Annotated in this window: 26 protein-coding genes and 1 riboswitch; of the genes, 18 read left to right on the top strand and 8 right to left on the bottom strand. The window is 72.5% G+C overall.

What is annotated here, in order from left to right:
- The first annotated feature begins 4 nt into the window (after nt 1-4).
- From O7624_RS03385 to O7624_RS03360, 6 genes are read left to right on the top strand one after another with little or no spacing between them, the layout of a single operon-like run.
- Entirely contained in the window at nt 5-1,384 is a 1,380-nt protein-coding gene (locus O7624_RS03385; RefSeq protein ID WP_282238875.1) for an acetyl-CoA carboxylase biotin carboxylase subunit, read from the top strand.
- Nucleotides 1,381-2,142 carry an SRPBCC family protein gene (locus O7624_RS03380; RefSeq protein ID WP_282238874.1) on the top strand — a complete coding sequence of 254 codons (762 nt, stop codon included), beginning with the start codon at nt 1,381-1,383 and terminating at the stop codon, nt 2,140-2,142. Before O7624_RS03385 ends, O7624_RS03380 begins: the two co-directional genes overlap by 4 nt.
- Nucleotides 2,135-2,533 carry a cupin domain-containing protein gene (locus tag O7624_RS03375; RefSeq protein ID WP_282238873.1) on the top strand — a complete coding sequence of 133 codons (399 nt, stop codon included), beginning with the start codon at nt 2,135-2,137 and terminating at the stop codon, nt 2,531-2,533. Before O7624_RS03380 ends, O7624_RS03375 begins: the two co-directional genes overlap by 8 nt.
- Complete coding sequence (locus tag O7624_RS03370; protein WP_282238872.1) at nt 2,530-3,804, top strand: beta-ketoacyl-[acyl-carrier-protein] synthase family protein; 1,275 nt, start codon at nt 2,530-2,532, stop codon at nt 3,802-3,804. Before O7624_RS03375 ends, O7624_RS03370 begins: the two co-directional genes overlap by 4 nt.
- A 37-nt stretch (nt 3,805-3,841) precedes the next feature.
- Complete coding sequence (locus tag O7624_RS03365; protein WP_282238871.1) at nt 3,842-5,089, top strand: beta-ketoacyl synthase N-terminal-like domain-containing protein; 1,248 nt, start codon at nt 3,842-3,844, stop codon at nt 5,087-5,089.
- Nucleotides 5,089-5,412 (top strand): antibiotic biosynthesis monooxygenase family protein, encoded by a 324-nt coding sequence (locus O7624_RS03360; RefSeq protein ID WP_282238870.1) that lies wholly within the window; start codon nt 5,089-5,091, stop codon nt 5,410-5,412. Before O7624_RS03365 ends, O7624_RS03360 begins: the two co-directional genes overlap by 1 nt.
- 377 nt (nt 5,413-5,789) lie before the next feature.
- On the opposite strand, the gene O7624_RS03355 is transcribed toward O7624_RS03360, so the two are convergent.
- Nucleotides 5,790-6,719 (bottom strand): sialidase family protein, encoded by a 930-nt coding sequence (locus O7624_RS03355; protein ID WP_282238869.1) that lies wholly within the window; start codon nt 6,717-6,719, stop codon nt 5,790-5,792.
- Between the two features lie 111 nt (nt 6,720-6,830).
- Complete coding sequence (locus tag O7624_RS03350; RefSeq protein ID WP_282238868.1) at nt 6,831-7,451, bottom strand: ABATE domain-containing protein; 621 nt, start codon at nt 7,449-7,451, stop codon at nt 6,831-6,833.
- Nucleotides 7,452-7,538: 87 nt separating this feature from the next.
- On the opposite strand from O7624_RS03350, the gene O7624_RS03345 reads away from it, so the two are divergent.
- Nucleotides 7,539-8,774 (top strand): MFS transporter, encoded by a 1,236-nt coding sequence (locus tag O7624_RS03345; protein WP_282238867.1) that lies wholly within the window; start codon nt 7,539-7,541, stop codon nt 8,772-8,774.
- A gap of 160 nt (nt 8,775-8,934) precedes the next feature.
- Here the strand turns inward: O7624_RS03345 and O7624_RS03340 are convergent, their stop codons facing one another.
- Entirely contained in the window at nt 8,935-9,348 is a 414-nt protein-coding gene (locus tag O7624_RS03340) for an MmcQ/YjbR family DNA-binding protein (RefSeq protein ID WP_282238866.1), read from the bottom strand.
- A gap of 129 nt (nt 9,349-9,477) precedes the next feature.
- Between O7624_RS03340 and O7624_RS03335 the strand changes: the two genes are divergently transcribed.
- Complete coding sequence (locus O7624_RS03335) at nt 9,478-10,587, top strand: alpha-hydroxy acid oxidase (RefSeq protein WP_282238865.1); 1,110 nt, start codon at nt 9,478-9,480, stop codon at nt 10,585-10,587.
- An 85-nt stretch (nt 10,588-10,672) separates the two neighbouring features.
- Complete coding sequence (locus tag O7624_RS03330; protein WP_093402670.1) at nt 10,673-10,933, top strand: hypothetical protein; 261 nt, start codon at nt 10,673-10,675, stop codon at nt 10,931-10,933.
- A gap of 47 nt (nt 10,934-10,980) precedes the next feature.
- On the opposite strand, the gene O7624_RS03325 is transcribed toward O7624_RS03330, so the two are convergent.
- A complete protein-coding gene (locus O7624_RS03325) occupies nt 10,981-12,417 on the bottom strand; it encodes a glycine hydroxymethyltransferase (protein WP_282238864.1) in 1,437 nt (478 codons plus the stop codon).
- A gap of 18 nt (nt 12,418-12,435) precedes the next feature.
- Nucleotides 12,436-12,525: riboswitch (ZMP/ZTP riboswitch) on the bottom strand.
- Between the two features lie 90 nt (nt 12,526-12,615).
- On the opposite strand from O7624_RS03325, the gene O7624_RS03320 reads away from it, so the two are divergent.
- The 3 genes from O7624_RS03320 (at nt 12,616) to O7624_RS03310 (ending at nt 14,940) form a co-directional block, all read left to right on the top strand.
- Nucleotides 12,616-13,485, top strand: coding sequence for a metallophosphoesterase (locus tag O7624_RS03320; protein ID WP_282238863.1), 870 nt, complete (start codon nt 12,616-12,618; stop codon nt 13,483-13,485).
- A 124-nt stretch (nt 13,486-13,609) separates the two neighbouring features.
- Complete coding sequence (locus O7624_RS03315; RefSeq protein ID WP_093402821.1) at nt 13,610-13,840, top strand: hypothetical protein; 231 nt, start codon at nt 13,610-13,612, stop codon at nt 13,838-13,840.
- A gap of 128 nt (nt 13,841-13,968) precedes the next feature.
- A complete protein-coding gene (locus O7624_RS03310; protein ID WP_282238862.1) occupies nt 13,969-14,940 on the top strand; it encodes a DNA primase small subunit domain-containing protein in 972 nt (323 codons plus the stop codon).
- Between the two features lie 4 nt (nt 14,941-14,944).
- Here O7624_RS03310 and O7624_RS03305 read toward each other — a convergent pair whose 3' ends face one another.
- The gene (locus O7624_RS03305; RefSeq protein WP_093402674.1) at nt 14,945-15,451 is read right to left on the bottom strand and encodes an Lrp/AsnC family transcriptional regulator; all 507 of its coding nucleotides are present in this window, start codon (nt 15,449-15,451) and stop codon (nt 14,945-14,947) included.
- Between the two features lie 104 nt (nt 15,452-15,555).
- Here O7624_RS03305 and pdhA point away from each other — a divergent pair, with 104 nt between their 5' ends.
- The 5 genes from pdhA (at nt 15,556) to O7624_RS03280 (ending at nt 21,273) form a co-directional block, all read left to right on the top strand.
- Nucleotides 15,556-16,722, top strand: a complete 1,167-nt coding sequence (pdhA, locus tag O7624_RS03300) for a pyruvate dehydrogenase (acetyl-transferring) E1 component subunit alpha (RefSeq protein WP_282238861.1) — start codon at nt 15,556-15,558, stop codon at nt 16,720-16,722.
- The gene (locus O7624_RS03295; protein WP_282238860.1) at nt 16,722-17,738 is read left to right on the top strand and encodes an alpha-ketoacid dehydrogenase subunit beta; all 1,017 of its coding nucleotides are present in this window, start codon (nt 16,722-16,724) and stop codon (nt 17,736-17,738) included. The genes pdhA and O7624_RS03295 overlap by 1 nt, the downstream gene beginning before the upstream one ends.
- Nucleotides 17,735-19,168 carry a dihydrolipoamide acetyltransferase family protein gene (locus O7624_RS03290; RefSeq protein ID WP_282238859.1) on the top strand — a complete coding sequence of 478 codons (1,434 nt, stop codon included), beginning with the start codon at nt 17,735-17,737 and terminating at the stop codon, nt 19,166-19,168. The genes O7624_RS03295 and O7624_RS03290 overlap by 4 nt, the downstream gene beginning before the upstream one ends.
- Nucleotides 19,169-19,468: 300 nt before the next feature.
- Entirely contained in the window at nt 19,469-20,728 is a 1,260-nt protein-coding gene (locus O7624_RS03285; RefSeq protein ID WP_093402677.1) for an Ig-like domain-containing protein, read from the top strand.
- A 194-nt stretch (nt 20,729-20,922) separates the two neighbouring features.
- The gene (locus tag O7624_RS03280; RefSeq protein WP_282238858.1) at nt 20,923-21,273 is read left to right on the top strand and encodes an STAS domain-containing protein; all 351 of its coding nucleotides are present in this window, start codon (nt 20,923-20,925) and stop codon (nt 21,271-21,273) included.
- Nucleotides 21,274-21,367: 94 nt separating this feature from the next.
- Here the strand turns inward: O7624_RS03280 and O7624_RS03275 are convergent, their stop codons facing one another.
- From O7624_RS03275 to O7624_RS03265, 3 genes are all read right to left on the bottom strand, one after another.
- Complete coding sequence (locus tag O7624_RS03275) at nt 21,368-21,748, bottom strand: FKBP-type peptidyl-prolyl cis-trans isomerase (RefSeq protein WP_093402679.1); 381 nt, start codon at nt 21,746-21,748, stop codon at nt 21,368-21,370.
- Nucleotides 21,749-21,914: 166 nt separating this feature from the next.
- On the bottom strand, nt 21,915-22,484 hold the full coding sequence (locus tag O7624_RS03270; RefSeq protein WP_170863357.1) for a DoxX family membrane protein: 570 nt from the start codon (nt 22,482-22,484) through the stop codon (nt 21,915-21,917).
- A 164-nt stretch (nt 22,485-22,648) separates the two neighbouring features.
- Complete coding sequence (locus O7624_RS03265; RefSeq protein ID WP_282238857.1) at nt 22,649-23,374, bottom strand: helical backbone metal receptor; 726 nt, start codon at nt 23,372-23,374, stop codon at nt 22,649-22,651.
- 203 nt (nt 23,375-23,577) lie between these two features.
- On the opposite strand from O7624_RS03265, the gene O7624_RS03260 reads away from it, so the two are divergent.
- Complete coding sequence (locus O7624_RS03260; RefSeq protein ID WP_282238856.1) at nt 23,578-24,450, top strand: DUF2726 domain-containing protein; 873 nt, start codon at nt 23,578-23,580, stop codon at nt 24,448-24,450.
- The last annotated feature ends 116 nt before the right edge of the window (nt 24,451-24,566 follow it).

Genomic DNA, 24,566 nt, shown 5'->3' with positions numbered 1-24,566 from the left:
GCTGATGTTCTCCAAGGTGCTGATCGCCAACCGGGGCGAGATCGCGTTGCGCATCCTGCGCGCGTGCCGGGAACTGGGCATCCGTACCGCGGTGGTCTACTCCACGGCGGACGCCGACTCGGCGGCCGTGCGGTTGGCCGACGAGGCCGTCCGGATCGGCCCCTCGGTCAGCCGGCGCAGCTACCTCAACGCGGCGGCGGTGGTGGAGGCCGCCCGTAAGGTCGGCGCCCAGGCGGTGCACCCGGGCTACGGCTTCCTCTCGGAGGACGCCGACTTCGCGGAGATCTGCGCGGACAACGGGCTGACCTTCGTCGGCCCGCCGCCACATGTGATGTCCGTGCTGGCCGACAAGTCCTCCGCCCGGGCGCTGATGAGCCGGGCCGGGCTACCGCTGGCACCGGGTGCGGTGCAGCCGGTACCGACGGCCGCCGAGGCCGCGGCCCTCGCCGCCGAGGTGGGCTATCCGGTCATCATCAAGGCCGCCGCCGGGGGAGGGGGCCGCGGGATGGCCGTGGTCCGTGCCCCGGCGGACCTGCCCCGGGCGTACGCCCGCACCCGGGCCGCCGCCCAGGCCGCCTTCGGCGACGACCGGGTGTACGTCGAGCGCTACCTGACCGACGCTCGGCATGTCGAGGTCCAGCTGCTCTGCGACTCGCACGGCAACGGCGTGCACCTGGGTACCCGGGACTGCTCGGTGCAGCGTCGCCATCAGAAGCTGGTCGAGGAGGCGCCCGCCCCGGCGTTGTCCCCGGCGACGCTGGAGGCCATCGCCAGCACCGCCCTGCGCGGTGCCCTCGACGTCGGGTTCACCGGCGCCGGAACTGTGGAGTTCCTGGTCGACGCCGAGGAACGGTTCCACTTTCTGGAGATCAACTGTCGGATCCAGGTGGAACACCCGGTCACCGAGATGATCACCGGGATCGACCTGGTGCACGAGCAGCTCCACGTCGCCGCCGGCACCCCGCTGCGCTGGCGTCAGGACGACATCAGGTTCACCGGAGTCAGCGTCGAGTGCCGGGTCAACGTGGAGGATCCCGACCGGGACTTCGCCCCGACGCCCGGCCGCCTGGACCGGTTCGTGCCGCCCGGCGGCCCGTTCACCCGGGTCGACACCCACGGCCATGCCGGCTACCTGGTGGGTCCGCACTACGACTCGCTGCTGGCGAAGGTCGCGGTCTGGGCCCCGGACCGCGACCTGGCGTTGAGCCGGCTGGACCGCGCGCTCGGCGAGTTCGACATCTCCGGACCGGGGATGCGGACCACCATCCCGTTCGTCCGGCGGGTGCTCGATGACGCCGAGTTCCGCAAGGGGCGTCACTCCACCGGGCTGGTGGACCGCCTGATCGCCGCACCGAAACCCGCACACCCGAGGAGGAAACGATGACCGTCACCGACGGCGCTTCGCTGACCGCGGAGATAACCGACATCCTGGTGACCAACTGCGGCCTCGACCCGGATGCCGCCGCCCGCGCGCCGGCCGCCTCCCTGGAGGAGCTGGGCATGGACTCGCTCGCCCTGCTCGAACTCTCGGCCGTGGTCGCCGACCGGTGGCAGGTGAGCATCCCGGAGCAGGCCGCCCAGTTGACCATTCCGGCCGTGGCCGACCTGGTCGCCCGGCGGGCCGACCCGCCCGGGCACACCGAGAACAGCGTGGTCATCGCCGCCCCGCTGGAGCTGGTCTGGTCGGTGACGAACGACGTGGCGGGCTGGCCGGACCTGTTCACCGAGTACGCGCGGGCGGAGATCCTCGACCGGAACGGCGACACCGTCCGGTTCCGGCTCACCATGCATCCCGACGAGAACGGGGTGGCCTGGAGCTGGGTCAGCGAACGCACCGCGGACCCGGCCACCCGACAGGTGCACGCCCGCCGGGTGGAGACCGGCCCGTTCGAGTACATGCGGATCCGCTGGACCTACACCGAGGAACCCGACGGGGTCCGGATGACCTGGATGCAGGACTTCGCCATGAAACCGACCGCACCTGTGGACAACGCCGGGATGACCGAACGGATCAACACCAACAGCGCGGTGCAGCTGGCCGTGATCAAGGAGCGCGTCGAGCGGCTCGCCCGGAACCGGACGACCCTGACGAGTACGGCGTCGGCGACCGGTACGAGCGCGACAGGAGCAGATGATGAGTGACCTCGCCGTGGTGGCCGCCCGGGACGTGCCCGCCGACCGCCGTCGCGGTGGCGAGCTGCGCGTCCTGCTCGGTCCGCGTACCGTCGGCAGCACCTCGGGTTTCATGGGCGTGGCCACCATGGCGCCGGGGGAGCGGATCGCCGAGCACTACCACCCCTACAGCGAGGAGTTCCTCTACGTCGCCCGGGGCGCCATCACCGTCGACCTGGACGACGAGCCGGTGCCGTTGGCGGCCGGCGAGGCGTTGTTCGTGGCCCGCAACGTCCGGCACCGGCTGCGCAACACCGGCCATCTCCCCGCCGAGGTGGTCTTCCACCTCGGACCGCTGGCTCCGCGCCCGGAACTCGGCCACGTCGACACCGAGCTCGTCGAACAGCGGGACCGGTCGTGACCAGCCGCCGCACGGTGGTGACCGGCGTCGGGGTGGTGGCCCCCGGTGGGGTGACCCGGGACCGGTTCTGGAAGAGCATCACCGAGGGCCGTACGGCGACCCGGCGGATCAGCTTCTTCGACCCGTCACCGTTCCGGTCGCAGATCGCCGCCGAGTGCGACTTCGACCCGGACGCCGCCGGACTGACCCCGGCCCAGCGGCAGCGCGCCGACCGGTACGTGCAGTTCGCGCTGGCCTGTGCCGCCGAGGCGGTCGCCGACAGCGGGCTCGACCTCACCGACGCCGAACGCGACCGGGCCGGGGTGGTGCTCGGCACCGCGGTCGGCGGCACCATGGCGCTGGAGCAGGAGTACGTGACGGTGAGCGACAGCGGCCGGCGCTGGTTGGTCGACGCGGCACTCGGCGGCCCGTACCTCTACCCGGCGCTGATGCCCAGCAGCCTGGCCGCCGACGTGGCCTGCCGCCACGGCCTGCACGGTCCGGCCCAGGTGATCTCCACCGGCTGTACCTCCGGCATCGACGCCATCGGGTACGCCCACCAACTCGTCGTCGACGGCGAGGCCGACATCGTGCTCGCCGGGGCTGCCGACTCGCCCATCTCACCGGTCACCGTCGCCTCGTTCGACGCCATCAAGGCGACCAGCCCGGACAACGACGACCCGGCGCACGCCTCCCGCCCCTTCGACGCCGACCGGCACGGATTCGTGCTGGCCGAGGGGGCGGCGGTGCTGGTGCTGGAGGAGGCCGGACACGCCGTGCGGCGCGGCGCGCACGTCTACTGCGAGGTGGCCGGCTACGCCAGTCGCAGCAACGGATACCACATGACCGGGCTGCGCCCCGACGGCCTGGAGATGGGGCTGGCCATCACCGACGCGCTGCGGCAGGCTCGCCTGGCGCCCGAGGACGTCTCCTACATCAGCGCCCACGGCTCGGGTACCCGGCAGAACGACAGGCACGAGACGGCTGCGTTCAAACGGTCGCTCGGATCGGCGGCCTACCGGGTACCGATCAGTTCGATCAAGTCGATGGTCGGGCACTCACTTGGTGCCATCGGCGCCATCGAGATGGCCGCGTGCGCGTTGGCCATCGAGTTCGGGGTGGTGCCGCCGACCGCCAACTGGGCCACCCGGGATCCGGAATGCGACCTGGACTACGTGCCCAACGAGGCCCGGGAGGTGCCGGTGGACGTCGCGCTCTCGGTGGGCAGCGGCTTCGGCGGCTTCCAGTCGGCCATGCTGTTCCGCCGGTTGGCCCGGGACGTGACACCGTGAGCACGCGTCGGGTCCGGACGGCCGTCGAGGTGACGGCGTGACCGGCGGGCGGGCCGTGGTCACCGGCATCGGGGTGGTGGCGCCCAGCGGCGTCGGCGCGGACGCGCACTGGCGTACGGTCCTGGCCGGCCGCCGCCGTACCGGTCCGATCACCCTGTTCGACGCCGCCGGGTACCCGACCCGTCTCGGCGGCGAGGTGGTGGACTTCGACCCGGCCCGGTACGCCGACAACCGCGCTCTGGTGCAGACCGACAGGTGGACGCACCTCGGGTTCGCCGCCACCGCGCTGGCACTGGCCGACGCCGGCCTGCCGGAGCGGGCCACCGACCCGTACGGCTGGGCGGTGACCCTGGCCAGCGCCTCCGGCGGCAACCTGTTCGGCCAGCGGGAGCTGCAACGTCTCTGGTCGTCACCGTCGCGCACGGTCGGCGCGTACCAGTCGATCGCCTGGTTCTACGCGGCCAGCGTCGGACAGCTCTCCATCCGGCATCAGGCGAAGGGGCCGTGCGGGGTGCTGGTGGCGGAGTCAGCCGGTGGCCTGGACAGTCTGGCGCACGCGGTGCGGGCCGTGCGGCGCGGCGCCTCGGTGGTGCTCGCCGGGGCGACCGAGTGTCCGCTGAGCCCGTACGCGCTCGCCTGTCAGCTGCGGTCCGGCCTGCTCAGCGAGGTGGCCGATCCGGAACACGCCTACCGGCCGTTCGACGCCACCGCCAGCGGCTACCTACCCGCCGAGGGAGGCGCGGTGTTCGTGGTGGAGGAACTGGACCACGCCCGAGCGAGGGGGGCGCGCAGCTACGGCGAGGTGACCGGCTGGGGCGCCACCCACGACGCGGCGCACACCACGTCCGACAGCGCCGGTGACCCGCATCAGTACGCCCGCGCGATGCGGCTGGCCCTGGGCCGGGCCGGCGTCGAGCCGGACGAGGTGGACGTGGTGGTCCCCGACGCGCTCGGGGTGCCCCGCTACGACCGGGCCGAGGCGAGCGCCCTGCGTGCCGTCTTCGGTGCCCGCACGCCGCCGGTCAGTACCCACAAGGAGTTGACCGGGCGGGCGCATCAGGGCGGGTCGGCGCTGGACGTGGCCACCGCCCTGCTCGCCTTCGCGCACGACACACTGCCCGCCTCGGCCGGTCCGGAGGTCGTGGCCGAGGGGTGCGAGCTGGATTTCCTGCGGGCCCCCCGCCGCCCGCGTACCCGGGTGGCGCTGGTCTGCGCCCGAGGTTTCGACGGATTCAACAGTGCGCTGGTGTTGCGCGGTGCGCCACCAGCCGGAGAGGAGGGGTGATGACGCGAGCACGGGTGGTGTTCCTGGTCCGGGTGCCGGACGAGCGAACCGAGGATTTCCTGCTGGCCTACGAGGCGGTCCGGCACCTGGTCGCCGACGGGGTGCCGGGCCATCTTGTCGACCAGGTGTGCCGTTCGTCGACCGACCCGGAGCAGTGGCTGATCACCAGCGAGTGGACCAGCCTGGCCGACTTCGAGGCGTGGGAGCGCAGCCCGGAGCACCGCGAACTGGTCCGGCCGATGCGGGAGTGCTTCACCGACGCCCGGTCCCTGCGTTTCCACATCCACGCGCAGACCCCGGTACCGGCCGGGACGCCCGGGTGAACGATGCACGCTAGGTGTCGAATCACTCACTCAAGGTCGGCACACGGAATCGATCATCCTCGCCGGAGGGCCCGGCGACAATCCGGCCTGTTGCCCATCTCCGGCATCCATTTGCATGAAGCAATGTCCACCGTGCCTGCCGTAGGGTTCCGGCAGTGCTCCGAGCGGGCGACCTGCGGCCGGTTCGCGCCGCAGCGACGCCGATGGTGAGGTGGGGATGTCATGACCGGACCGCTGTTCTCGCCGAGCGAGGCCGATCGGCCACCCCTCGCCGACCTGCCGACCCCCGCCGATCTGTCGTCCCGCGCCGACCAGCAGCCCTCCGCCGACCTGCCGGGCCGGGCTGTGTCCCGGCTGTCGACATGGCCGGCGGGCCCTCAGCGCGACCCGAGGTCGACCTCGGCCAGGTAGACGCAGCTGCGCCCCTCGTGGGAGGAGTAGTAGCTGACGTACAGCCGCTCGTCGTGCCAGACCAGGCCGGGATAGCTGGAGTCGCCGCCGGAGGGCAGCGTGACCAACTCCCGCAGCCGGCCCCGGGCCACGTCGACGGCGCAGATCGCGGTCCGCACCGCACCGTCGTGCAGGCGTACGCCGGCCACGAGAGTGCCGTCGGGCAGCCGGCACAGCGCGGGCCCGCCCACGCGTACCCCGAGATCCGTCCAGGTCCACTCCCGATAGGGCGGGCGGGCGCGACCCAGCTGGGCGGTGGCTGTGCCGCCGTCGCGCCGCAGCAGGCAGGTGGCGGTGCCGTCGGGGTCGAAGACCAGCCCGGACTCGTTCGGATAGCCGCCGGAGAACAGCGTCCGTACCACCGGCCGCAGGTCGAAGCCGTCCTCGCTGCGGTATAGCCGGACGAACCGTGGCTCCCGGGTGGCGTAGCCGATGCCGTACATCGTGTCGCCGCACCAGGCGGCCTGCCAGACCCAGACGTCGGGTTCGCCGACCGGCCGTGGTTCGTCCCACCGCTTACCGTCGTCGCTGACCGCGGTGACGGTCCGGAATTGCTTCGGCATGCCGGTCGCGGCGGCGGCGAGCAGCTGCAACCGTCCGTCGGGGCGCAGGACGAAGCGCGGATCGCGCAGGTCGACACCGGCCTGGGCGAGGACGGCCGCGGTCTGCCAGGAACGACCGTCCGAGGAGGTCAACACCCGCAGGACGCCGTCGTCGGAGAGGTGCGACCGGCCCTCGCGGAAGGCGCAGAACCAGGTTCCCGCGTACCGGACCAGGTCGGTGAAGGCGCTGTGCGGGGCGGTGTCACCGATACGGCGTAACGCGCGCACCTCGGTGGTCGCCGGACGGATGATCACGTGCGTCGACGGTACGCGGAGCGGGCGACACCGGTGTGGCGGTCGGACGAACAGCGGACGAACGCGACAGCCCGGCGGTGGTCCACCGGTGGCGCTGTCCGGCGTCGTTGCTCACCGGCTCGCCCGGGTGCGGCGCGCGGCGACGTAGCGTCGGGCCTTCTCGGTGGTCCCGCAGTCGTCCATGCTGCACCAGCGTCGACTTCGGTTCTTGCTCTCGTCGGTGAAGACGAAGCGGCAGCCGCCGCAGCCCTTGATCCGGTCCAGCGGGCCGGTGGTGAGCAGCTGGATCGCCGCGTGCACCACCGGCCGGAGGGGTCGGGCGGCGGTGCGGTCGTCCCGCCAGGTCCAGACGAAGCTGCCGGCCCGGTCGAGCTGCGCGTGACTGAGCGCGTCAGCTTCGTCGTCACGCAGGTCGGCCAGGGCGGACCTGCTCGGGCTCCGGCCGCTCGCCAGGGCCCGGAACACCTCGTCGAGCCGGTCGCGGGTGCGCAGTGACCGTTCGAAGGCGGCCTGCGCGGCGTCCGGGTCGTCGTGGCGGAGACGATGCAACCTGGTCACCTCCGCGTCGGTGAGGACGCCTGCGTAGCCGGCCCAGGCGACCAGCTCGGGATAGCCGGTGAGCACGTCGCCGTCGGGCGGCCCGACGGGTGGACCGGTGCGGGTGTTGACGAAGTCCAGCGCGAGGTTGCCGCCCACCAGGCGCAGCCTCCGGACACCCTCGAATGTTTCCATCAAAACAGACTTTACCAGTTGACCGTGTGTCGGGCGCTCCCTAGTGTTACCCCCGTAAACGACATAGCAGGTAACACTGGAGGGCGCATGGGACGCGGGCGGGCGACAGTGGTCCTGATCGGACTGTCGGGCGGCACCTTCCTCTACACCACGGCCGAGGCGCTGCCCATCGGGCTGCTGCTGCCGATGGCGCTGGACCTGACCGTGTCACCCGCGGACGTTGGCATGCTGGTCACCGCGTACGGCGCGGTGGTGATGGTCGCCTCGGTGCCGCTGACCGCGCTGGTCCGCCGGGTTCCTCGCCGGCCACTGCTGTCGGCGCTGCTGGCCGGCTTCGTCGTCAGCAACGCGGTGACGGTCTTCGCGAGCAGCTTCGCGGTGCTGCTGGCGGCCCGGATGGCGACCGCGGCGACCCACGCGTTGTTCTGGGCGGTGGTGGTGCCGGCCGCCGCGGAACTGTTCCGGCCGGGGCTCAGTGGCCGGGTGGTCGCGGTCGTGTTCGCCGGGGGCAACGTCGCCCTGGCCCTGGGTGTACCCGCGGGCATCTGGCTGGGCGAGCGGGCCGGCTGGCGGGCCTCGTTCCTGGCGGTGGCCGGGCTCGGCGCGGTGGTGTTCGCGGTGGTCGCCGCGCTGCTGCCCTCGACCCGGCCCGACCAGGGGCACGCCACCCGAGGCGCGACGCCCGACGCCCGACGCTTCCGGCTGCTGGTCGCGGTGGCCGTGCTGGCGACCGCCGGGGCGATCGCCGCCTACACCTACGTCGCCCTCTTCGTCACCGAGCACAGCGCCATGGCCGCGACCTCGGTCGGTGCCGTCCTGCTCGTCCGCGGCATCGCCAGCGTGCTCGGCATCCTCGCCGTCGGCGTGCTGGTGGATCGCAGCCCCTGGCTCGCCCTGGTCGCGACGGTCGCCGTACAGTCGCTGGCCCTGATCGGGCTGTACACACTGGGGCACCGGCCCGCCGCGGCCGTCGGCCTGATCGCACTGGCCGGGCTGGCGTTCGCCGCGTTCACCGCTACCCTCGGCGGCCTCGTCCTGCAGGTGGCGCCGGGGCGCTCGGACCTCGCCGCCGCCACCGTGTCGGCCGCCGTCAACGTCGGCATCACCGCTGGCGCCTTCGTCGGCGGGTTAACGCTGCCGAGTCACGGCGTGCACCGCACGGTGCTCATCGGCGCCCTGCTCAGCGCCGTGGCCATGGTGCTGGCGCTCGGCGAGCGGCGTCTCGCCCACCCCGCCCTTACCGGGGACGCGCCGTCGGAGTCGCCCCCCACCGCCACGCCGGCGCTTGTTGCCCCGCGCTGCGCTGACCCGCAACTTCGCTGACACTGCTGCCTCGACGACGCCGGATGCAGCAGTATCCCTGAAGGTGCCGGGGAGTCCGGCGGGGTGTTGTCCGGGGAGTCCGGCGGGGTGGGAGGGCTGAGCACGCGCGTCGACGGTGTGCGGAGTGGGGGCGGTTATCGAGCGCCTTTATGGCGTCTCCTTATCCCGAATCTTCTGCGGGTGGCGCCGTCTCCGCCTGGTGCGCGGCGGCCAGCCGTTTCGGGGCGCGGGCGTACCAAGCTTCGACGATCAGCTCGGTCAGCTCGGCGACGTCGACCCGGTCCAACCGAACCAGCACCGACGGGTAGCCGTCGAAGTGCGGCGTGGTGAAGAAGCGGTCCGGTTCGTCGGCGAGCAACGCCTCCTTGACGCCCAAGTCCGCCACCCGTACCCCGAGGATGGGACCCTCCGGCGCGGCCGGACCGAGGTCCTGGAGTTCCTTGCCGCGTAGCGGGCGTTCCCAGACGAACGGCTTGTCCTTCACCCGCCAGGCGGCCACCCCGTCGTAGGAGGGCCGTTCGCTGGTCTCCGGCAGGCCCAGCGCGATCCGGCGTACGTCGTCCCAACTGGCCACCTCCCGACGGTACGCCAGGTGTCGCGCCCGGTGGGGCCCCGCCGGGCGCGTCCGACTCCGCCCGGACACCTCGCCGCGCCGGCGCCGATCCTCCGGCGCGACAGTGGCGTGGCGGGCGCCGGGTCGGCGATGGTGGACCGTATGGAGATCACGCCCGGTCCGGCCCCGGTCTGCCTGGCCGACTTCGCCACCCTGGCCCGGACGGTGCTGCCACCGCACGTCTGGGACTACCTGGACGGCGGCAGCGGCGCCGAGGTGACCCTCGGTGCGAACCGCCGTGCGCTGGACCGGGTCGGCGTGCTGCCGAGGGTGCTGACCGGGGTGACCACCCCGAGACTGCGGACCCGGTTGCTCGGCCGGGAGTACGCGATGCCGGTGGGGGTGGCGCCGATGGCGTACCAACGGCTGGTGCATCCCGACGGCGAACCGGCGCTGGCCGCCGCGGCCCGTGCCGCCGAGGTGCCGTACCTGGCCAGCATTCTCGGCAGCACCCCGATCGAGCAGGTCACCGCCACCGGCGCCGACGTCTGGTTCCAGCTGTACTGGCTGCGGGACCGGTCGCTGGTGGCCGACCTGCTGGCCCGGGTCCGCGCCGCCGGTTGTCGGGCGCTGGTGGTCACGGTGGACGTGCCGGTGCTCGGCCGACGTCTGCGGGACCTGCGCAACACCTTCCGGCTGCCGCCGGAACTGGTCCCGGCGAATCTGCCGGGTGGCCGCGACGACCTGGCCCACGGCGGTACGCCGGGCGTCACTCCGCTGTCCGCGCCGCACGACGCGCCCTTCGCTCCGGCACTGAGCTGGGCGGATCTGCGGTGGCTGGGGGAGAGGTGCGACCTGCCGCTGGTGGTCAAGGGCATCCTCGACCCGGCCGACGCCGTGCGGGCTGTCGAGGCGGGGGCGCAGGCGGTGGTCGTGTCCAACCACGGCGGCCGGCAGCTCGACGGGGTCCCGGCCAGCGCCACCATGCTGCCCGAGGTGGTGGCGGCGGTCGGTGCCCGGTGCGAGGTGCTGCTGGACAGCGGGATCCGGGGCGGAGTCGACGTGCTGCGCGCGTTGGCGATGGGTGCCGACGGTGTCCTGGTCGGTCGGCCGATGCTCTGGGCGCTGGCGGTCGGTGGGCAACCGGCGGCCAGCACCGCCCTGGCCCTGCTCGCCGACGAGTTGCGGGACGCGTTGGCCCTGGCCGGCTGCGCCGACCCGGTGGCCGCCCGGGCACTGCGCACGGTGCCGGTGGACTGACCGGTACCGGTACGGCGACTCATCGCGTTCACCGCTTTGCAACCTGTGACCGCTGCCCTGCCGGCGTCCTCGGTGGACGGTCATAATGGGCGACATGGTTGCCTGGGAGTACGCCCTGCTGGTCCGCCGCTACCAGGGGCAGGGCCGCAATTTTCATGTCTCGTTCGTCTGGTACGGCCCGGACGGGTCCCGCAAGGACATCACGGCGTACGGCGACACCGCCATCGCGCATCTCAACCGCGCCGGGCGGGACGGCTGGGAACTCGTCTCCGCCGCCGAGGACGTGAACAACGTGCAGGGCAGCACCGAGGTCCACCGCTACCACCTCAAACGTCCGATCGCCTGAGGCCGGGATCGCGCCGGGCCGGGAGGCCCCGGCCCGGCGCGACCTCGTCAGCCCAGCTCGACGTCGGGGTAGAGCGGGAAACCGGTGAGCAGCTCGCTGGCCTGGCGGCTGACCTTGTCCGCGAGGGCCGGGTCGAGGACGTACTTCGCCTTGGAGGCGGCGCCGTCCGGGCCGGCCCCGGCGCTGGTCTGGCTGAGCACGGTGTGGATCAGCTCGGCGGTGGTGTCCATCTCCGCCGTACCGAGCCCCCGGGTGGTCAGCGCGGGGGTGCCGATCCGGATGCCGGAGGTGTACCAGGCGCCGTTGGGGTCCTGCGGCACCGCGTTGCGGTTGGTGACGATGCCGGAGTCCAGCAGCGCCTGCTCAGCCTGCCGGCCGGTCAGCCCGTAGCCGGTGACGTCGATCAGCACCAGGTGGTTGTCGGTACCGCCGGTGACCAACGTGGCACCCCGGCGTAGCAGGCCCTCGGCCAGCGCCTGCGCGTTGTCGACGATCTGGCGGGCGTAGCCGGCGAAGTCGGGGCGCCGGGCCTCGGCCAGGGCGACCGCCTTGGCGGCCATCACGTGCGGCAGCGGGCCGCCGAGCACCATCGGGCAACCCCGGTCGACCTGGTCGGCCAGTTCCGGGCCGCACAGCACCAGGCCACCGCGCGGGCCGCGCAGCGACTTGTGCGTGGTGCTGGTGACGATGTGCGCGTGCGGCACCGGGTCGAAGTCGCCGGTGAAGACCTTGCCGGCGACCAGGCCCGCGAAGTGCGCCATGTCCACCATGAAGGTGGCGCCGACCGAGTCGGCGATCTCCCGCATGATGCGGAAATTGATCTTTCGGGGGTACGCCGAGTAGCCGGCGACCAGCACCAACGGGCGGAACTCCCGCGCCGCCTCGGCAACGCGGTCGTAGTCGACCAGACCGGTGGCCGGGTCGGTGCCGTAACTGCGCTGGTCGAACATCTTGCCGGAGATGTTCGGCCGGAAACCGTGGGTGAGGTGCCCCCCGGCATCCAGCGACATGCCGAGCATCCGCTGGTCGCCCAGCTCACGTCGCAGCGCGAACCAGTCGGCCTCGGTGAGGTCGTTGACGTGCCGCGCCTGGGCCCGCTGCAACGCCGGCGCCTCGACCCGGTCGGCCAGGATCGCCCAGAACGCCACCAGGTTGGCGTCGATGCCCGAGTGCGGCTGCACGTACGCGTGTGACGCGCCGAACAACTCCCGGGCGTGCTCGGCGGCGAGGGCCTCGACGGTGTCCACGTTCTGGCAGCCGGCGTAGAACCGGCGTCCGATGGTGCCCTCGGCGTACTTGTCGCTGAACCAGTTGCCCATGGCCAGCAACGTCGCCGGGGAGGCGTAGTTCTCGCTCGCGATCAGCTTGAGCGACTCGCGCTGGTCGGCCAGCTCCGCGCCGATCGCGTCGGCGACCCGCGGCTCGACACCACGGATCACCTCAAGAGCGCTGCGGAAGGCTGTGGATTCGGCGTTGCGCGGCATGCGACCTCCAGGTGACGTGCGGAAGGCCCAGGCGCTCGGCATGCGTCCTCGTGACGGGGCCGCTCCCCGATGGTTCTCCATCTCCATGCGCCAGTCACGGCCCGAGGGGATCCTACCGGGTACGCCCGCACGGCGGGCCGCAGCGCCGCCGGGCGCGGCCGGATCGACGCCCTTGATCGCTTCACTAGGATCGGAGGCATGGCGGGGACGGACGATGGTGGCAGTCTCCTGGCCATCAGTGACTTGCATGTCGGATATCCGGAGAACCGGTCGATCGTCGAGGGGCTGCGTCCCCGGACGCCGCGGGACTGGCTGCTCGTCGCCGGTGACGTGGGCGACACCGTCGCCGACGTGGAGTGGGCGCTGCGGCTGCTGGCCGGCCGGTTCGCCCGGGTCGTCTGGTCGCCGGGCAACCACGAGCTCTGGACCCCGCCCGGCGACCCGGTGACGTTGCGGGGCGTGGCGCGCTACGCCCACCTGGTCGAGCTGTGTCGTGAGCTCGGCGTGGTCACGCCCGAGGACCCGTACCCGGTGTGGGAGGGGCCCGGCGGCCCGGTGACGGTGGCCCCGCTGATGCTGCTGTACGACCACAGCTGGCGGCCGGACGGCTTCGACACGCCCGAGGCGGCGCTGGCCGAGGCGTACCGGACCGGAATCGTCTGCACCGACGAGGTGCTGCTGCACCCCGACCCGTACGAGAGCCGGTCGGCGTGGTGCGCGGCACGGGTGGCCGAGACCGCCCGCCGGCTCGCCGAACGCGATCCGGCGCTGCCGACCGTGCTGATGAACCACTGGCCGCTGGTCCGGGACGTGACACGCGTCCTGCGGTACCCGATCTTCGCCCAGTGGTGCGGCACCGCCGCCACCGCCGACTGGCACGTACGCTTCGACGCCGCCGCGGTGGTCTACGGCCATCTGCACATCCCGCGTACCACCTGGCACGACGGGGTGCGGTTCGAGGAGGTGTCGGTGGGCTACCCCCGGGAGTGGCGGACCCGTCGCCTCCCCCCGGGCCGGCTGCGGCAGATCCTGCCGCCACCGGACGGGGTGCCGCCGACGGCCTGGTGAACCGGCTCGGCCGCCACCACCCGGCGGGCTACCACGGAACTGCGCCTCAGGCTGATGCGTGTGCTGCGGCCGACCGGGGGTATGCGGCCGGCAACCAACGAGCTGGAGGTGCGTCGTGGCCACCATGGTGCAGCGGCCGGACAGTCCGGTGAAGGACAAGAACTACGACCTGATCCACGCGTTGCAGATGTCGCTGGAGAACATCTGGCATCTGGAGACCTACATCGCCGACGCGGACGCCCGAGGCGACCAGGAACTCGCCACCTGGTTCCGCAAGATTCAGGAGAACAATCGCAAGGCGGGCGAGCAGGGCAAGCAGATGCTGGCCGCGCGGCTGCAACGCGAGAACGGCTGAGCGGCGCGACGACGGCGGTTCCACCCGGTCCGGCCGGCGGCGCCACGGCTCGGGATGCTGGGACTCGTCGCAGCCGGGCGTCCGGCGGTGGCCCGCCGCGCCGGGCGTCGCGTCGTACCCTCTCAGATGTGGCGACGGCGGCGGAGGAGATCCAGGTGGGGCGGCGGACGGTCCGCGTCACCAGCCCGGACAAGCCGTACTTCCCGGAGCGGGGGCTGACCAAGCTCGACGTGGTGCGCTACTTCCTCGCCGTCGGCGACGGCATCCTGCGCGCGTTGCGGGACCGGCCGACGATGCTGGAACGGTGGCCCCGCGGCGTGTTCGAGGGCGCGACCATCGCCACCCGGGCGGACAACCGGGGTGACGCGTTCTACCAGAAGCGGGTGCCGGCCGGTGCACCCGACTGGGTGAGCACCGCCCACATCACCTTCCCCAGCGGACGCACCGCCGACGAGGTCGCGCCGGGGGAACTGGCAGTGGTGATCTGGGCGGTGAACCTGGGCACCCTGCGCTTCCATCCGTGGCCGGTGAGCAAGGCGGACGTGGAGCGCCCGGATCAGCTGCGGATCGACCTCGACCCGCAGCCCGGGGTCGGCTTCGACCAGGTGGTGCCCGTGGCGCAGCAGGTGCGCGCCTTCCTCGACGAGCTGGGCCTGGTCGGCTATCCGAAGACCACCGGCGGGCGGGGCCTGCACGTCTACGTCCCGATCGAGCCGCGGTGGAGCTTCGGCGACTGCCGCCGCGCGGTGCTGGCCCTCGGGCGGGAGATGCAGCGGCGACGGCCGGACCTGGTCACCACCACCTGGTGGCGGGAACAGCGGGACCGGCCGGTCTTCGTCGACTACAACCAGATGGCCCGGGACCACACGATGACCTCGGCGTACTCGATCCGGCCCACGCCGGCCGCGCTGGTGTCCGCGCCGCTGGACTGGGCGGAGCTGGACGACGCCCGGCCGGAGGACTTCGACGTGACCACCATGCCGGGCCGGTTCGCCGATCGGGGTGACCCGCACGCGGGCCTGGACGAGCGCCGCTTCTCCCTGGCGCCGTTGCTGGAGTTGGCCGACCGGGACGGCCTGGAGTCGCCGCCCGAGCGCTGAGCGGTCACTCCCACGGGCTGCGCGCCCCGTCGTACTCCTCGAAGACCAGCCAGCTGCGGGTGGCGAGCACCCCGGCGATGCGCTGCACCCGGTCCAGCACCACGTCCCGCAGGGTGGCGTTGTCGGGCGCCCGGACCAGGGCCAGCACGTCGTGCTCACCGCTGAGCAGCGCCACATGCTCGACGTAGCGCACCCGGGCCAGCTCCGCCGACACCTCCCGCCAGGTGTTCTGCCGGATCGTCAGCGCGATGTACGCCGAAGTGCCCAGGCCGGCCGCCTCCGGGGCGACCCGCGCGGCGAAACCGGTGATCACCCCGTCCCGCAGCAGCCGCTCCACCCGGGCGTACGCGTTGGTCCGCGAGACGTGCACCCGTTCGGCGAGCGTCCGGATGGAGAGCCGACCATCCCGGGTCAGCTCGTCGAGGATGCGCCGGTCCACCTCGTCGAGGGGGACGGCCGAACGTCCCGTTCCGCCCCGCCGGTCCGCCTCCTCGGCGGCCTCCTGGCTCATCGTGGTCTCCTCCGGGTGCCATTCATCCCGCGTTCACCGGGCATCTTGAGTCAATCATCCGACAGCAGGAGCATAGGGCCACCACACGTCCAGGAGGTTCCGCCGTGACCACCACCCCTCAGGCGGCCCGCAGGGCATCCCCGCGCAAGCGGCGGCCGGCCACCCCGGCCACGCCCGACCCCGCCGCCGGCCTGCTGCCCCAGACCGAACCGGTCCGGCTGCTCAACCCGGACGGCACCCTGCTGCCGGCCCGCGCGGACTACCCCAAACCGCCGGTCGAGGCGCTGCGCGAGATGTACCGGCGGATGGTCGTCGGCCGGCGCTTCGACGCGCAGGCCACCGCGCTTACCAAGCAGGGCCGGCTCGCCGTCTACCCGTCCTCCCGGGGCCAGGAGGCCTGCCAGGTCGGCGGCGTGCTGGCGCTGCGCGACGACGACTGGGTCTTCCCGACCTACCGGGAGTCGATGGCGCTGACCGCCCGCGGCATCGACCCGGTTGAGGTGCTGACGCTGCTGCGCGGCGACTGGCACTGCGGGTACGACCCGGCACAGCGGCGCACCGCACCGCAGTGCACGCCGCTGGCCACCCAGTGCGTGCACGCCGCCGGCCTGGCCTACGGGGAGTCCTACCAGGGGCGCGACACGGTGGCCCTGGTCTACATCGGCGACGGTGCCACGAGCGAAGGCGACTTCCACGAGGGAGTCAACTTCGCCGCCGTGTTCAAGGCCCCGGTCGTGTACTTCGTGCAGAACAACAGGTACGCCATCAGCGTCCCGCTGTCCCGGCAGACCGCCGCCCCGACGCTGGCGCACAAGGGTGTCGGGTACGGCGTACCCAGCGAGCAGGTCGACGGCAACGACCCGGTGGCCGTACTCGCCGTGCTCACCCGAGCGGTCGCGCACGCCCGCGCCGGCCGGGGACCGTTCCTGGTCGAGGCGCACACCTACCGGATGGAGCCGCACACCAACGCCGACGACGCCTCGCGCTACCGCGACGCCGACGAGGTCGAGGCGTGGCGTGACCGCGACCCGCTGGTCCGGCTGGAGACCTACCTGCGCGGCCGGGACGTACTCGACGACGCGGCCGTCGCCGAGATCGCCGAGCAGGCCGAGAGGTACGCGGCCGACCTGCGGGAACGGATGAACACCCAACCCACGGTCGACCCGCTCAGCCTCTTCGACCACGTCTACGCCGAACCCACCGCGCAACTGGTGGAGCAGCGTGAGCAGGTGCGCGCCGAACTGGCCGCGGCAGCGGAGGAGGACGCCTGATGGCCACCATGACCATGGCGAAGGCGCTCAACGCCGCGCTCGCCGACGCGATGCTCGACGACGAGCGGGTGCTCGTCTTCGGTGAGGACGTCGGCCAACTCGGCGGGGTCTTCCGGATCACCGACGGACTCCAGGCCCGCTTCGGCGACAAACGCTGCTTCGACACCCCCCTCGCCGAGGCCGGCATCGTCGGGTTCGCCGTCGGGCTGGCCATGTCCGGGCTGCGGCCGGTGGTCGAGATGCAGTTCGACGCGTTCGCGTACCCGGCGTTCGAACAGATCGCCTCGCACGTGGCGAAGCTGCGCAACCGCACCCGGGGCGCGTTGAGCGTGCCGATGGTGATCCGGGTGCCCTACGCCGGTGGGATCGGCGGCGTGGAACACCACTGCGACTCCTCGGAGGCGTACTACGCACACACCCCGGGCCTGAAGGTGGTCACCCCGGCGACCGTCGACGACGCGTACTCGCTGCTGCGGGAGGCGATCGACGACCCCGACCCGGTGGTGTTCATGGAGCCGAAGAAGCTCTACTTCGCCGGCGCCGAGACCGAGCTGCCGACCCGCACCGAGCCGTTCGGCCGGGCGGTCGTGCGCCGGGCCGGACGCGACGCCACCCTGGTCGCGTACGGGCCGGCGGTTCCGGTCGCGCTGGAGGCCGCCGACGCCGCCCGCGAGGAAGGATGGGACCTGGAGGTGGTCGACGTACGCACCATCGTGCCGTTCGACGACGCCACCATCGCCGCCTCGGTGCGTCGTACCGGACGGTGCGTGGTGGTGCAGGAGGCGCAGGGCTTCGCAGGGGTCGGCGCGGAGATCGCCGCCCGGGTGCAGGAGCGGTGCTTCCACGCGCTGCACGCTCCGGTGCTGCGGGTCTCCGGGCTGGACATCCCGTACCCGGCGCCGATGCTGGAGCACACCCACCTGCCGTCGGTCGACCGGGTGCTGGACGCGGTCGCCCGGTTGCAGTGGGACGACCAGCCCGACCGGCGTTGGCTGACCGAGAGCAGTGCGGCATGACCGAGAAGGTTTTCCTCCTGCCCGACCTCGGAGAGGGTCTCGCCGAGGCGGAGATCGTCCAGTGGCGGGTCGCGGTCGGCGACACGGTCACCGTGGACCAGACCGTGGTCGAGGTCGAGACCGCCAAGGCGGTCGTCGACGTGCCCTGCCCGTACGCCGGGCGGGTCGTCGCCCTGCACGGTGCCGAGGGTGAGGTGCGCCCGGTGGGCCAGCCACTGATCACCGTCGCCGATCCGGTCGGCGGGCGCGCCGATGGCGGTGAGCCGACCGGGCACGCGGTCTACCGCGAGGAGGAGCGGGCCGGCTCCGGCAACGTCCTGATCGGGTACGGCACCGGGCACGGCAGTTCCCGCCGTCGTAGGCGGCCTCGGCTCGCCGCGGCCACGGACGCGTCGGGCGCGAGGGACGCCGCGACGGCATCGGGTGCGGCAGTGGCTCCGTCCGCCGCCGGCCGGCAGGTGGCGGTGGCCGACCGGGAGCCCGGCCCGCCCGAACCGGCCCAGCCACTGGTCATCTCGCCGATCGTGCGGCGGTTGGCGCGGGAGTGTGGGGTGGACCTGACGACGGTGCGCGGCAGCGGCCCCGGCGGTGTGGTCCGCCGGGCCGACGTGGAGGCGGCGGCCCGCGACGTCACCGGGGCGCCGGCCGACGGGACCGCCCGGCTCACCGCTGTTCCCGACCGGCCGGCGACGACGGGACGACAACCGGCATCGGGAGACCCGCGCCCGGTCGGTGCCCAGGATCTGGTCATCCCGTTGACCGGTATCCGCCGCACCATCGCGGACAAGCTGTCCCGCAGCCGGCGGGAGATCCCCGAGGTGACCATCTGGGTGGACGCCGACGCCACCGGCCTGCTGGAGACCCGGGCCGCGATCAACGCCGCTCGCCCGGACCGTCCGGTGAGCATCCTGGCCCTGTTCGCGCGGATCTGTCTGTCCGGGCTGCGCCGCTACCCGCAGCTCAACGCGCGGGTCGACACCGAGGGCCAGCGGATCGTCCAGTCTGCCGGGGTGCACCTGGGCATCGCCGCCCAGACCGACCGGGGGCTCGTGGTGCCGGTGCTGCGGGACGCCGAGCGGCTCACCACCACCGAACTGGCTGCCGAACTCGCGGCCACCACCGCCGCGGCCCGGGCGGGCGAGCTGCCACCGGCCCGGCTGACCGGGGGGACCTTCACGCTCAACAACTACGGGGTGTTCGGCGTCGACGGCTCGACCCCGATCATCAATCACCCGGAGGCCGCGTTGCTCGGCATCGGCCGCATCGTGGACAAGCCGTGGGTCGTCGACGGCCAGCTCGCGGTCCGGAAGGTGACGCAGCTGAGCCTCACCTTCGACCATCGGGTCTGCGACGGCGGTGTGGCCGGCGGGTTCCTCCGGCATGTGGCGGACTGTGTCGAGCAGCCCGCGCTGCTGATCGCCACGGTCTGACGGAACCAGGTCGACCGGGAGGGTTCGCCGTTCCGCCCGCAGGCGGGACAGCGAACCCGCGATCGACGTCCGCCGGGTGCGGACCCCACGGAGCGGATCAGTGGTACGCCGCCGGACAGAACGCGACAGTCGACCGAGTATCGCCCGTACCGTCGTCGCTGGCATTTTCCGTTCGCCTGGGTGCGATTACGGAAACGGTTCTCCATGTAATGTCCCCGCTCTTGGTCGAAACCGCAAAAACGTCGGTGCCGAGCTAGGGAGAATGTGGCGGAGGAAGCGGCTATAACGGGGGGACGCATCATGATGTTGAGGCGGCGACTGACGCTGTTGGCGGTGAGTGTCGCAGCGGCACCGCTGGCGCTGGGCGCGTGCACCGGCGATCGCAGGGCCGGGCAGCCCGCCGAGGCGCGAGCCAACCCGGAACTGTCCGTGACGCCGGCCGAGGGGACGCGGGACGTGCCGGTCACCGGGGAGATCGGCACCATGGTCAAGCACGGGCAGGTCACCGCCGTGCGAATCACCGACGACAAGGGCGCGACGGTCGCGGCCGAGCCGCGTGAGGACGGCTCCGGGTGGGTGCCGAGCCGGACCTTGGAACCGAAGCGGACGTACACCGCGGAGGTCACCGCGACCGGCCACTCCGGGAAGACCGTCACCCGCAGGACGACCTTCACGACGCAGCCCAAATCATCCAAACCAGCCATTGTCAGCACGTTGTATTTCGCCGATGATCGGACGTACGGAACGGCCATGCCGGTAACCGTCGCCTTCGACCCGCCAATTCCCAAAGAGGCGCGGGCGGATGTGCAACGCCGATTGTTCGTGAAAACGGATCCGCCGCAGCCGGGCACCTGGTCCTGGGTGTCCGACGGCAGCCAGGTCTATTACCGGGCGCCCGATTTCTGGCGGCCCGGTACGTCGATCAAGGTCCGCGCCGCGCTGGAGGGACTGCCGATCGGCAAGGAGCACGTCGGCGACGCCGACCGGCGGGCCACCTCGAAGATCGGTCGGCAGGTCGAGTTGGAGATCGACAACGCGAGCAAGCAGATGTCGGTGATCCGGGACGGCAAGTTGCTGCGCAAGCTGCCGGTAAGTCTCGGCAAGCCGAGCACGCCCACCTCCAGCGGCAAGATGGTGATCATGGAGAAGCACGAGTTCACCACGTTCGACACGCGGGGCTCGGCCGATCCGTACGTGGTCGACGTCGAGGATGCGCAGCGACTCACCTGGGGCGGTGAGTTCCTCCACGGCGCGCCCTGGTCGGAGGGGGATCAGGGATACACCAACGTGTCCCACGGATGCACCAACCTGTCGGCGGCCAACGCGGACTGGCTGATGGGCATCACCCAGGTCGGTGACCTGGTCACCGTCAAGGGCACCGAGGTCGAGCTCGACGAGGGCAACGGCTGGACGGCGTGGAACGTCAGCTGGGAGCAGTTCGCCAAGGGCAGCGCGCTGCCGGTGCCGGCCGGCCTGCGGCCCTCGCCGACCCAGGCCCCGGACCCGGGAGCGGTCGCCGGAGGCTCGCCCGAACCGCAGCCGTCGGCGAGCGGCGGCTGACCAGACGTACGCGCCGGGCCACCCGCCCTCGGGTCGGCCCGGCGTGTCGTGGCGGTCTCCGGAAGGTGGTCACCCTGAGGGCCGGGGATCGTCCCTAGGGTGGACCCGGCCGGCCTGCGGGTCATGCCCTGGGCTTACCCGGAACCGCCTTCCAGCAGGGTGGAAGTGTCGGTGGTGCGGGATAGGTTCGTCGTATGCCAGAGCGCGAGGAACGGTTCCACGTCGAGACCAGCGTGTCCGACGACGCGGTGTGCGTTCGCGTGGTCGGTGTGATCGACATCGCCACGGTCGCGGCGTTCCGCGCCGCGCTCTGGGCGGCCCCCACCCGCACCGAGTTGCGGGTGGATCTCTCCGGGGTCCGGCTGCTCTCCGCTGCCGGGGTCCGGACACTTGTCGCGGCTCGGCTCTGGGTGCGGTCGCAGGGCGGCAATCTGGTGCTGGTCGACCCGCCGCCCCTGGTGGAGCGGGTGCTGCGGGCCACCGGCCTGGGACGGGTCATCCCGGTCGTCGGCACGACGCCGCAGCGGGTGCTCGCCGCGGCGTGACCGGCCGGCGTGCCACCGTCAGGTGGCGCACCGGGTGCGGGGTTCCGACGACGCGTCCGGCGCCGGGCACGGGGCCGGCGCCGGACGCGTGCGGTCAGCGGACGCCGAGCAGGTCGACCACGAAGACCAGGGTCTCGTTGGGCTTGATGACGCCACCGGCGCCTCGGCTGCCGTACCCGAGGTGCGGCGGGATGGTCAGCCGGCGTCGGCCGCCGACGCGCATCCCCACCACGCCCTGGTCCCAGCCGGCGATGACCCGTCCACCGCCGAGCGGGAAGTCGAACGGCTCGCCCCGGTCCCAGGAGGCGTCGAACTCCGCGCCGGTGGAATGGGACACCCCGACGTAGTGCACCCGGGCCTCCTGCCCGGGCTGGGCCTCCGGGCCCTCGCCCACGGTGATGTCCTCGATCACGAGGTCGGCCGGCGGGGCGCCCTCGATCGGGCCGATCTCGGGCTTGCTCGCTGCCTGGTTCATGCGGATTCTCCTGGTGCGTCGGTTCCGTCTCAGCACAATCCTGCCGGATGCTACGGCCCGGCGCGCCCCGTGGACCGATGTGGGCCACCGGTGGCCGAGCGCGCCGGATGCGGTGCGGCGGGCGTCACCGGTAGGTGACGCCCGCCGCGGGGGGAGGTGATCAGGGTCAGCGGAGCCAGCCGAACCGCTTGACGATCGGCAGTCGTGCCCAGGTGCGGCCCAGGCCCCAGGTGTCACCGGCGTTTGTCACCGCGAGCAGGGCCAGCACGCCGGCGTAGACGAGGTGGTCGTCCATGAAGGGGTTGTTCTCCGGAGGCAGGACGGCCGTCCACATCAGCACCAGCAGCAGACCACCGGCCGCGGCGGCGACGCGCACTCCGATACCGAGCAGCAGTGCGGTACCGATGGCGGCCAAGCCGATCATGAAGAGCCAGTCGGCCCAGGCGGCGCCGGCGATGCTGTTGTAGAAGCCCTGGAACGGGCCGGCGGCACCGAAGCTGAGGAAGCCCTTGGTCGGGCTGCCCCCGTTGATCCAGGCGTTCTTCGCCTCGGTGGCGAACCCCAGGCCGAACACCTTGTCCAGGAAGGCCCAGAGGAAGACCCAACCGAGCGCCAGGCGGAGCCCGGCGAGCAGGTAGCGGGTGGCCCGGGTGCGGAGGTTCTGCTCCTGGTTGGTCTCGGCCACCGGGGTCTTGGCGGCGGTGTTCCGCTCGATCATCGCGGTCATCATGTCCACGTCCCTTCTCTGCTTCGCACCGCGTGTCCCGGTGGCACTTCCATTTGACGCCCGGGGAGGCGGTGGCGATCAGGGCCAGCGGGCCGGTGCCGGCCGGGACCTTCGACCCCTGTTCGCCGGGACCGGTGACAGGTGCCGCCCTCGACGACCGTGCGTCGCGGCGGTCAGCGGGCGACGTAGAGATCGGCGAGCTGGGCGGAGAGCAGTGCGGGAGCCTCCGCCAACGAAGGGCCGTACCAGGTCAGGTGCCGGCCGGACACCAGGGCGCAGGGAATGCCGGGAAACGCCTCCGGCCCGTCGTCGCGCGTGAAGCGGTACGGCTCGTCCGGCAGCACGACGAGCTCCGGTGCCTGGTCCCGCAGCTGCGGCAGGGTCGGTCGTGGATACCGCTGCGGCTGCTCGGCGTACGGGTTGTCGACGCCGAGCCGGCGCAGCAGATCCCCGGCGAAGGTGTCGGCGCCGAGCACCACCCAGGGCCGCCGCCAGACCGGCACCACCGCGCGTCGGCGGACCGGCGTTCCCGGCAGCGCGGCCCAGGCTCGGCGGGCCTTCGTCAGCCAGTGCGGTTCCGCTGCCGATCCCAGCTCCCGAAGCAGGTCGGCCAGCTCGGTCAGCGCACCGTCCACTGTGCGCGGATAGGTCACCCGGGTGGGTATCCCCGCCGCGGCCAGGGCGGTGGCGTCCTCCCGCCGGTTCTCCTCGACGTTGAGCAGGACCAGGTCCGGACGCAGCGCGCGAACCCGGTCCAGGTCCGGATACTTGGTGCCGCCCACCCGTGGCACGTCCAGGTCCGCCGGATGGGTGCACCAGTCGGTGGCGCCGACCAGCACATCGGGCAGGGTCGCCGCCACCGCCTCGGTAAGCGACGGCACCAGGGACACCACCCGCACCCGTCCACCTCCTCGGCCCGGCTGCCGGTCGGTCCGGCGTGGAGCGCGTCCGGTCACCGCCGGCCCGCCGGGGGAGCCGCCGGCATGATCGTCATCCTAGACTCGGTCGGCCGACGGGAGGAGAGCCTTGTCGAGCTGCCCGCGCACCCGTCGTCCGGCCTCGCGGCCGCTGTCGGCCGGCAAGGAGAGGTTGAAGAGGACTCATGGGTACGACGATGACCGGTGACCACGATCGCGGGCTGTCGCAGGTGCCGGAGGACGCCGGGCGCGCCCCCGTGCAGGTCCGGGCGGAGCAGCGGATACATGCCGGGCTGCGGCTCGGCGAGGTCGTCCGGCGTCGGCCGCCGGGTCTCACCGCGAGCCAGTGGAACACGGCCAGCCGGACGCTGTTCGACCATGTGGTCTGCACGGCGGTGACCGGACGGCCCGAGTTCGCCGTCGAGTTCCGGTCGCCGTCGACCGACGCCACAGCCCGGCGGGCCGAGCGGACCACGGAGGCTGTCGCCGCCGCGATCGGGCTGCCGTTGCTACGGGTCGTCTCGGCCACCCTGCGTACCGCCGGGCACGGGGCGCGGATCGTCGCGTACCTCGTCGACGCGCGTCGGTTCGCCGCCGGTGCCGCCGGATCCGACCTGGCGGGCGTCGGGTTCCGGGACATCGTCGGCCGGCTGCCCGACGGACGTGAGGGTGCGGTCAACGACCTCGGCGCGCTTGCCCGCGTCGAGGCGGTGCAGGGGTACGTGGCGCGTCGGCTGACCGATCCGATCCTGCGCGGGTTGCACGTGTGCTGGGCGCGCGGGCCGGCCGAGGGGTGGAGTTGGGCCGAGGTGCGTCCGGGCGAGGTGCTGGTGGAGCGGGTGACCGTGCAGGCGCACGGCCTCTCCTGCGGCATCGAACCCGCTCGGCTGGCCGAGGACCTGGCCGTCCTCGCGGTCGGCGAGCGACTGCGGACGATCGAGTCGGACGCGCCGACGCTGGTGCCACTCGCAGATCTGCTGGCCGACATTCGGCAGCTGCGGGATCGACGCGACGAACTCGTCGGCGATTTCGCCTACGACCATCTCTGCCAGCGGTGACCGCATCCTGAGCGTTCGTCGACCGAGGGCGGACGGTGACCGGCCGGGCGCGGAAAGAAACATCGAAAAAAAGTTGGCGGCCTTTGAACCGCCGTCGGAGCGGGCCCGTACCTCAC

The organism is Verrucosispora sp. WMMD1129, assembly GCF_029581255.1.
Taxonomy (GTDB): Bacteria; Actinomycetota; Actinomycetes; order Mycobacteriales; family Micromonosporaceae; genus Micromonospora; species Micromonospora sediminimaris.
This window is presented reverse-complemented; position numbering and strand designations above follow the sequence as displayed.

Bases quoted from the DNA above. Each gene is read 5' to 3' on its own strand.
- O7624_RS03360 (WP_282238870.1), top strand. From the start codon at position 5,089: ATGACGCGAGCACGGGTGGTGTTCCTGGTCCGGGTGCCGGACGAGCGA.
- O7624_RS03275 (WP_093402679.1), bottom strand. From the start codon at position 21,748: ATGAACCAGGCAGCGAGCAAGCCCGAGATCGGCCCGATCGAGGGCGCC.
- O7624_RS03280 (WP_282238858.1), top strand. From the start codon at position 20,923: ATGCCAGAGCGCGAGGAACGGTTCCACGTCGAGACCAGCGTGTCCGAC.
- O7624_RS03285 (WP_093402677.1), top strand. From the start codon at position 19,469: ATGATGTTGAGGCGGCGACTGACGCTGTTGGCGGTGAGTGTCGCAGCG.
- O7624_RS03350 (WP_282238868.1), bottom strand. From the start codon at position 7,451: ATGGAAACATTCGAGGGTGTCCGGAGGCTGCGCCTGGTGGGCGGCAAC.
- O7624_RS03320 (WP_282238863.1), top strand. From the start codon at position 12,616: ATGGCGGGGACGGACGATGGTGGCAGTCTCCTGGCCATCAGTGACTTG.
- O7624_RS03385 (WP_282238875.1), top strand. From the start codon at position 5: ATGTTCTCCAAGGTGCTGATCGCCAACCGGGGCGAGATCGCGTTGCGC.
- O7624_RS03290 (WP_282238859.1), top strand. From the start codon at position 17,735: ATGACCGAGAAGGTTTTCCTCCTGCCCGACCTCGGAGAGGGTCTCGCC.
- O7624_RS03335 (WP_282238865.1), top strand. From the start codon at position 9,478: ATGGTGGACCGTATGGAGATCACGCCCGGTCCGGCCCCGGTCTGCCTG.
- O7624_RS03330 (WP_093402670.1), top strand. From the start codon at position 10,673: ATGGGCGACATGGTTGCCTGGGAGTACGCCCTGCTGGTCCGCCGCTAC.
- O7624_RS03380 (WP_282238874.1), top strand. From the start codon at position 1,381: ATGACCGTCACCGACGGCGCTTCGCTGACCGCGGAGATAACCGACATC.
- O7624_RS03315 (WP_093402821.1), top strand. From the start codon at position 13,610: ATGGTGCAGCGGCCGGACAGTCCGGTGAAGGACAAGAACTACGACCTG.
- O7624_RS03345 (WP_282238867.1), top strand. From the start codon at position 7,539: ATGGGACGCGGGCGGGCGACAGTGGTCCTGATCGGACTGTCGGGCGGC.
- O7624_RS03305 (WP_093402674.1), bottom strand. From the start codon at position 15,451: ATGAGCCAGGAGGCCGCCGAGGAGGCGGACCGGCGGGGCGGAACGGGA.
- O7624_RS03375 (WP_282238873.1), top strand. From the start codon at position 2,135: ATGAGTGACCTCGCCGTGGTGGCCGCCCGGGACGTGCCCGCCGACCGC.
- O7624_RS03325 (WP_282238864.1), bottom strand. From the start codon at position 12,417: ATGCCGCGCAACGCCGAATCCACAGCCTTCCGCAGCGCTCTTGAGGTG.
- O7624_RS03260 (WP_282238856.1), top strand. From the start codon at position 23,578: ATGGGTACGACGATGACCGGTGACCACGATCGCGGGCTGTCGCAGGTG.
- O7624_RS03295 (WP_282238860.1), top strand. From the start codon at position 16,722: ATGGCCACCATGACCATGGCGAAGGCGCTCAACGCCGCGCTCGCCGAC.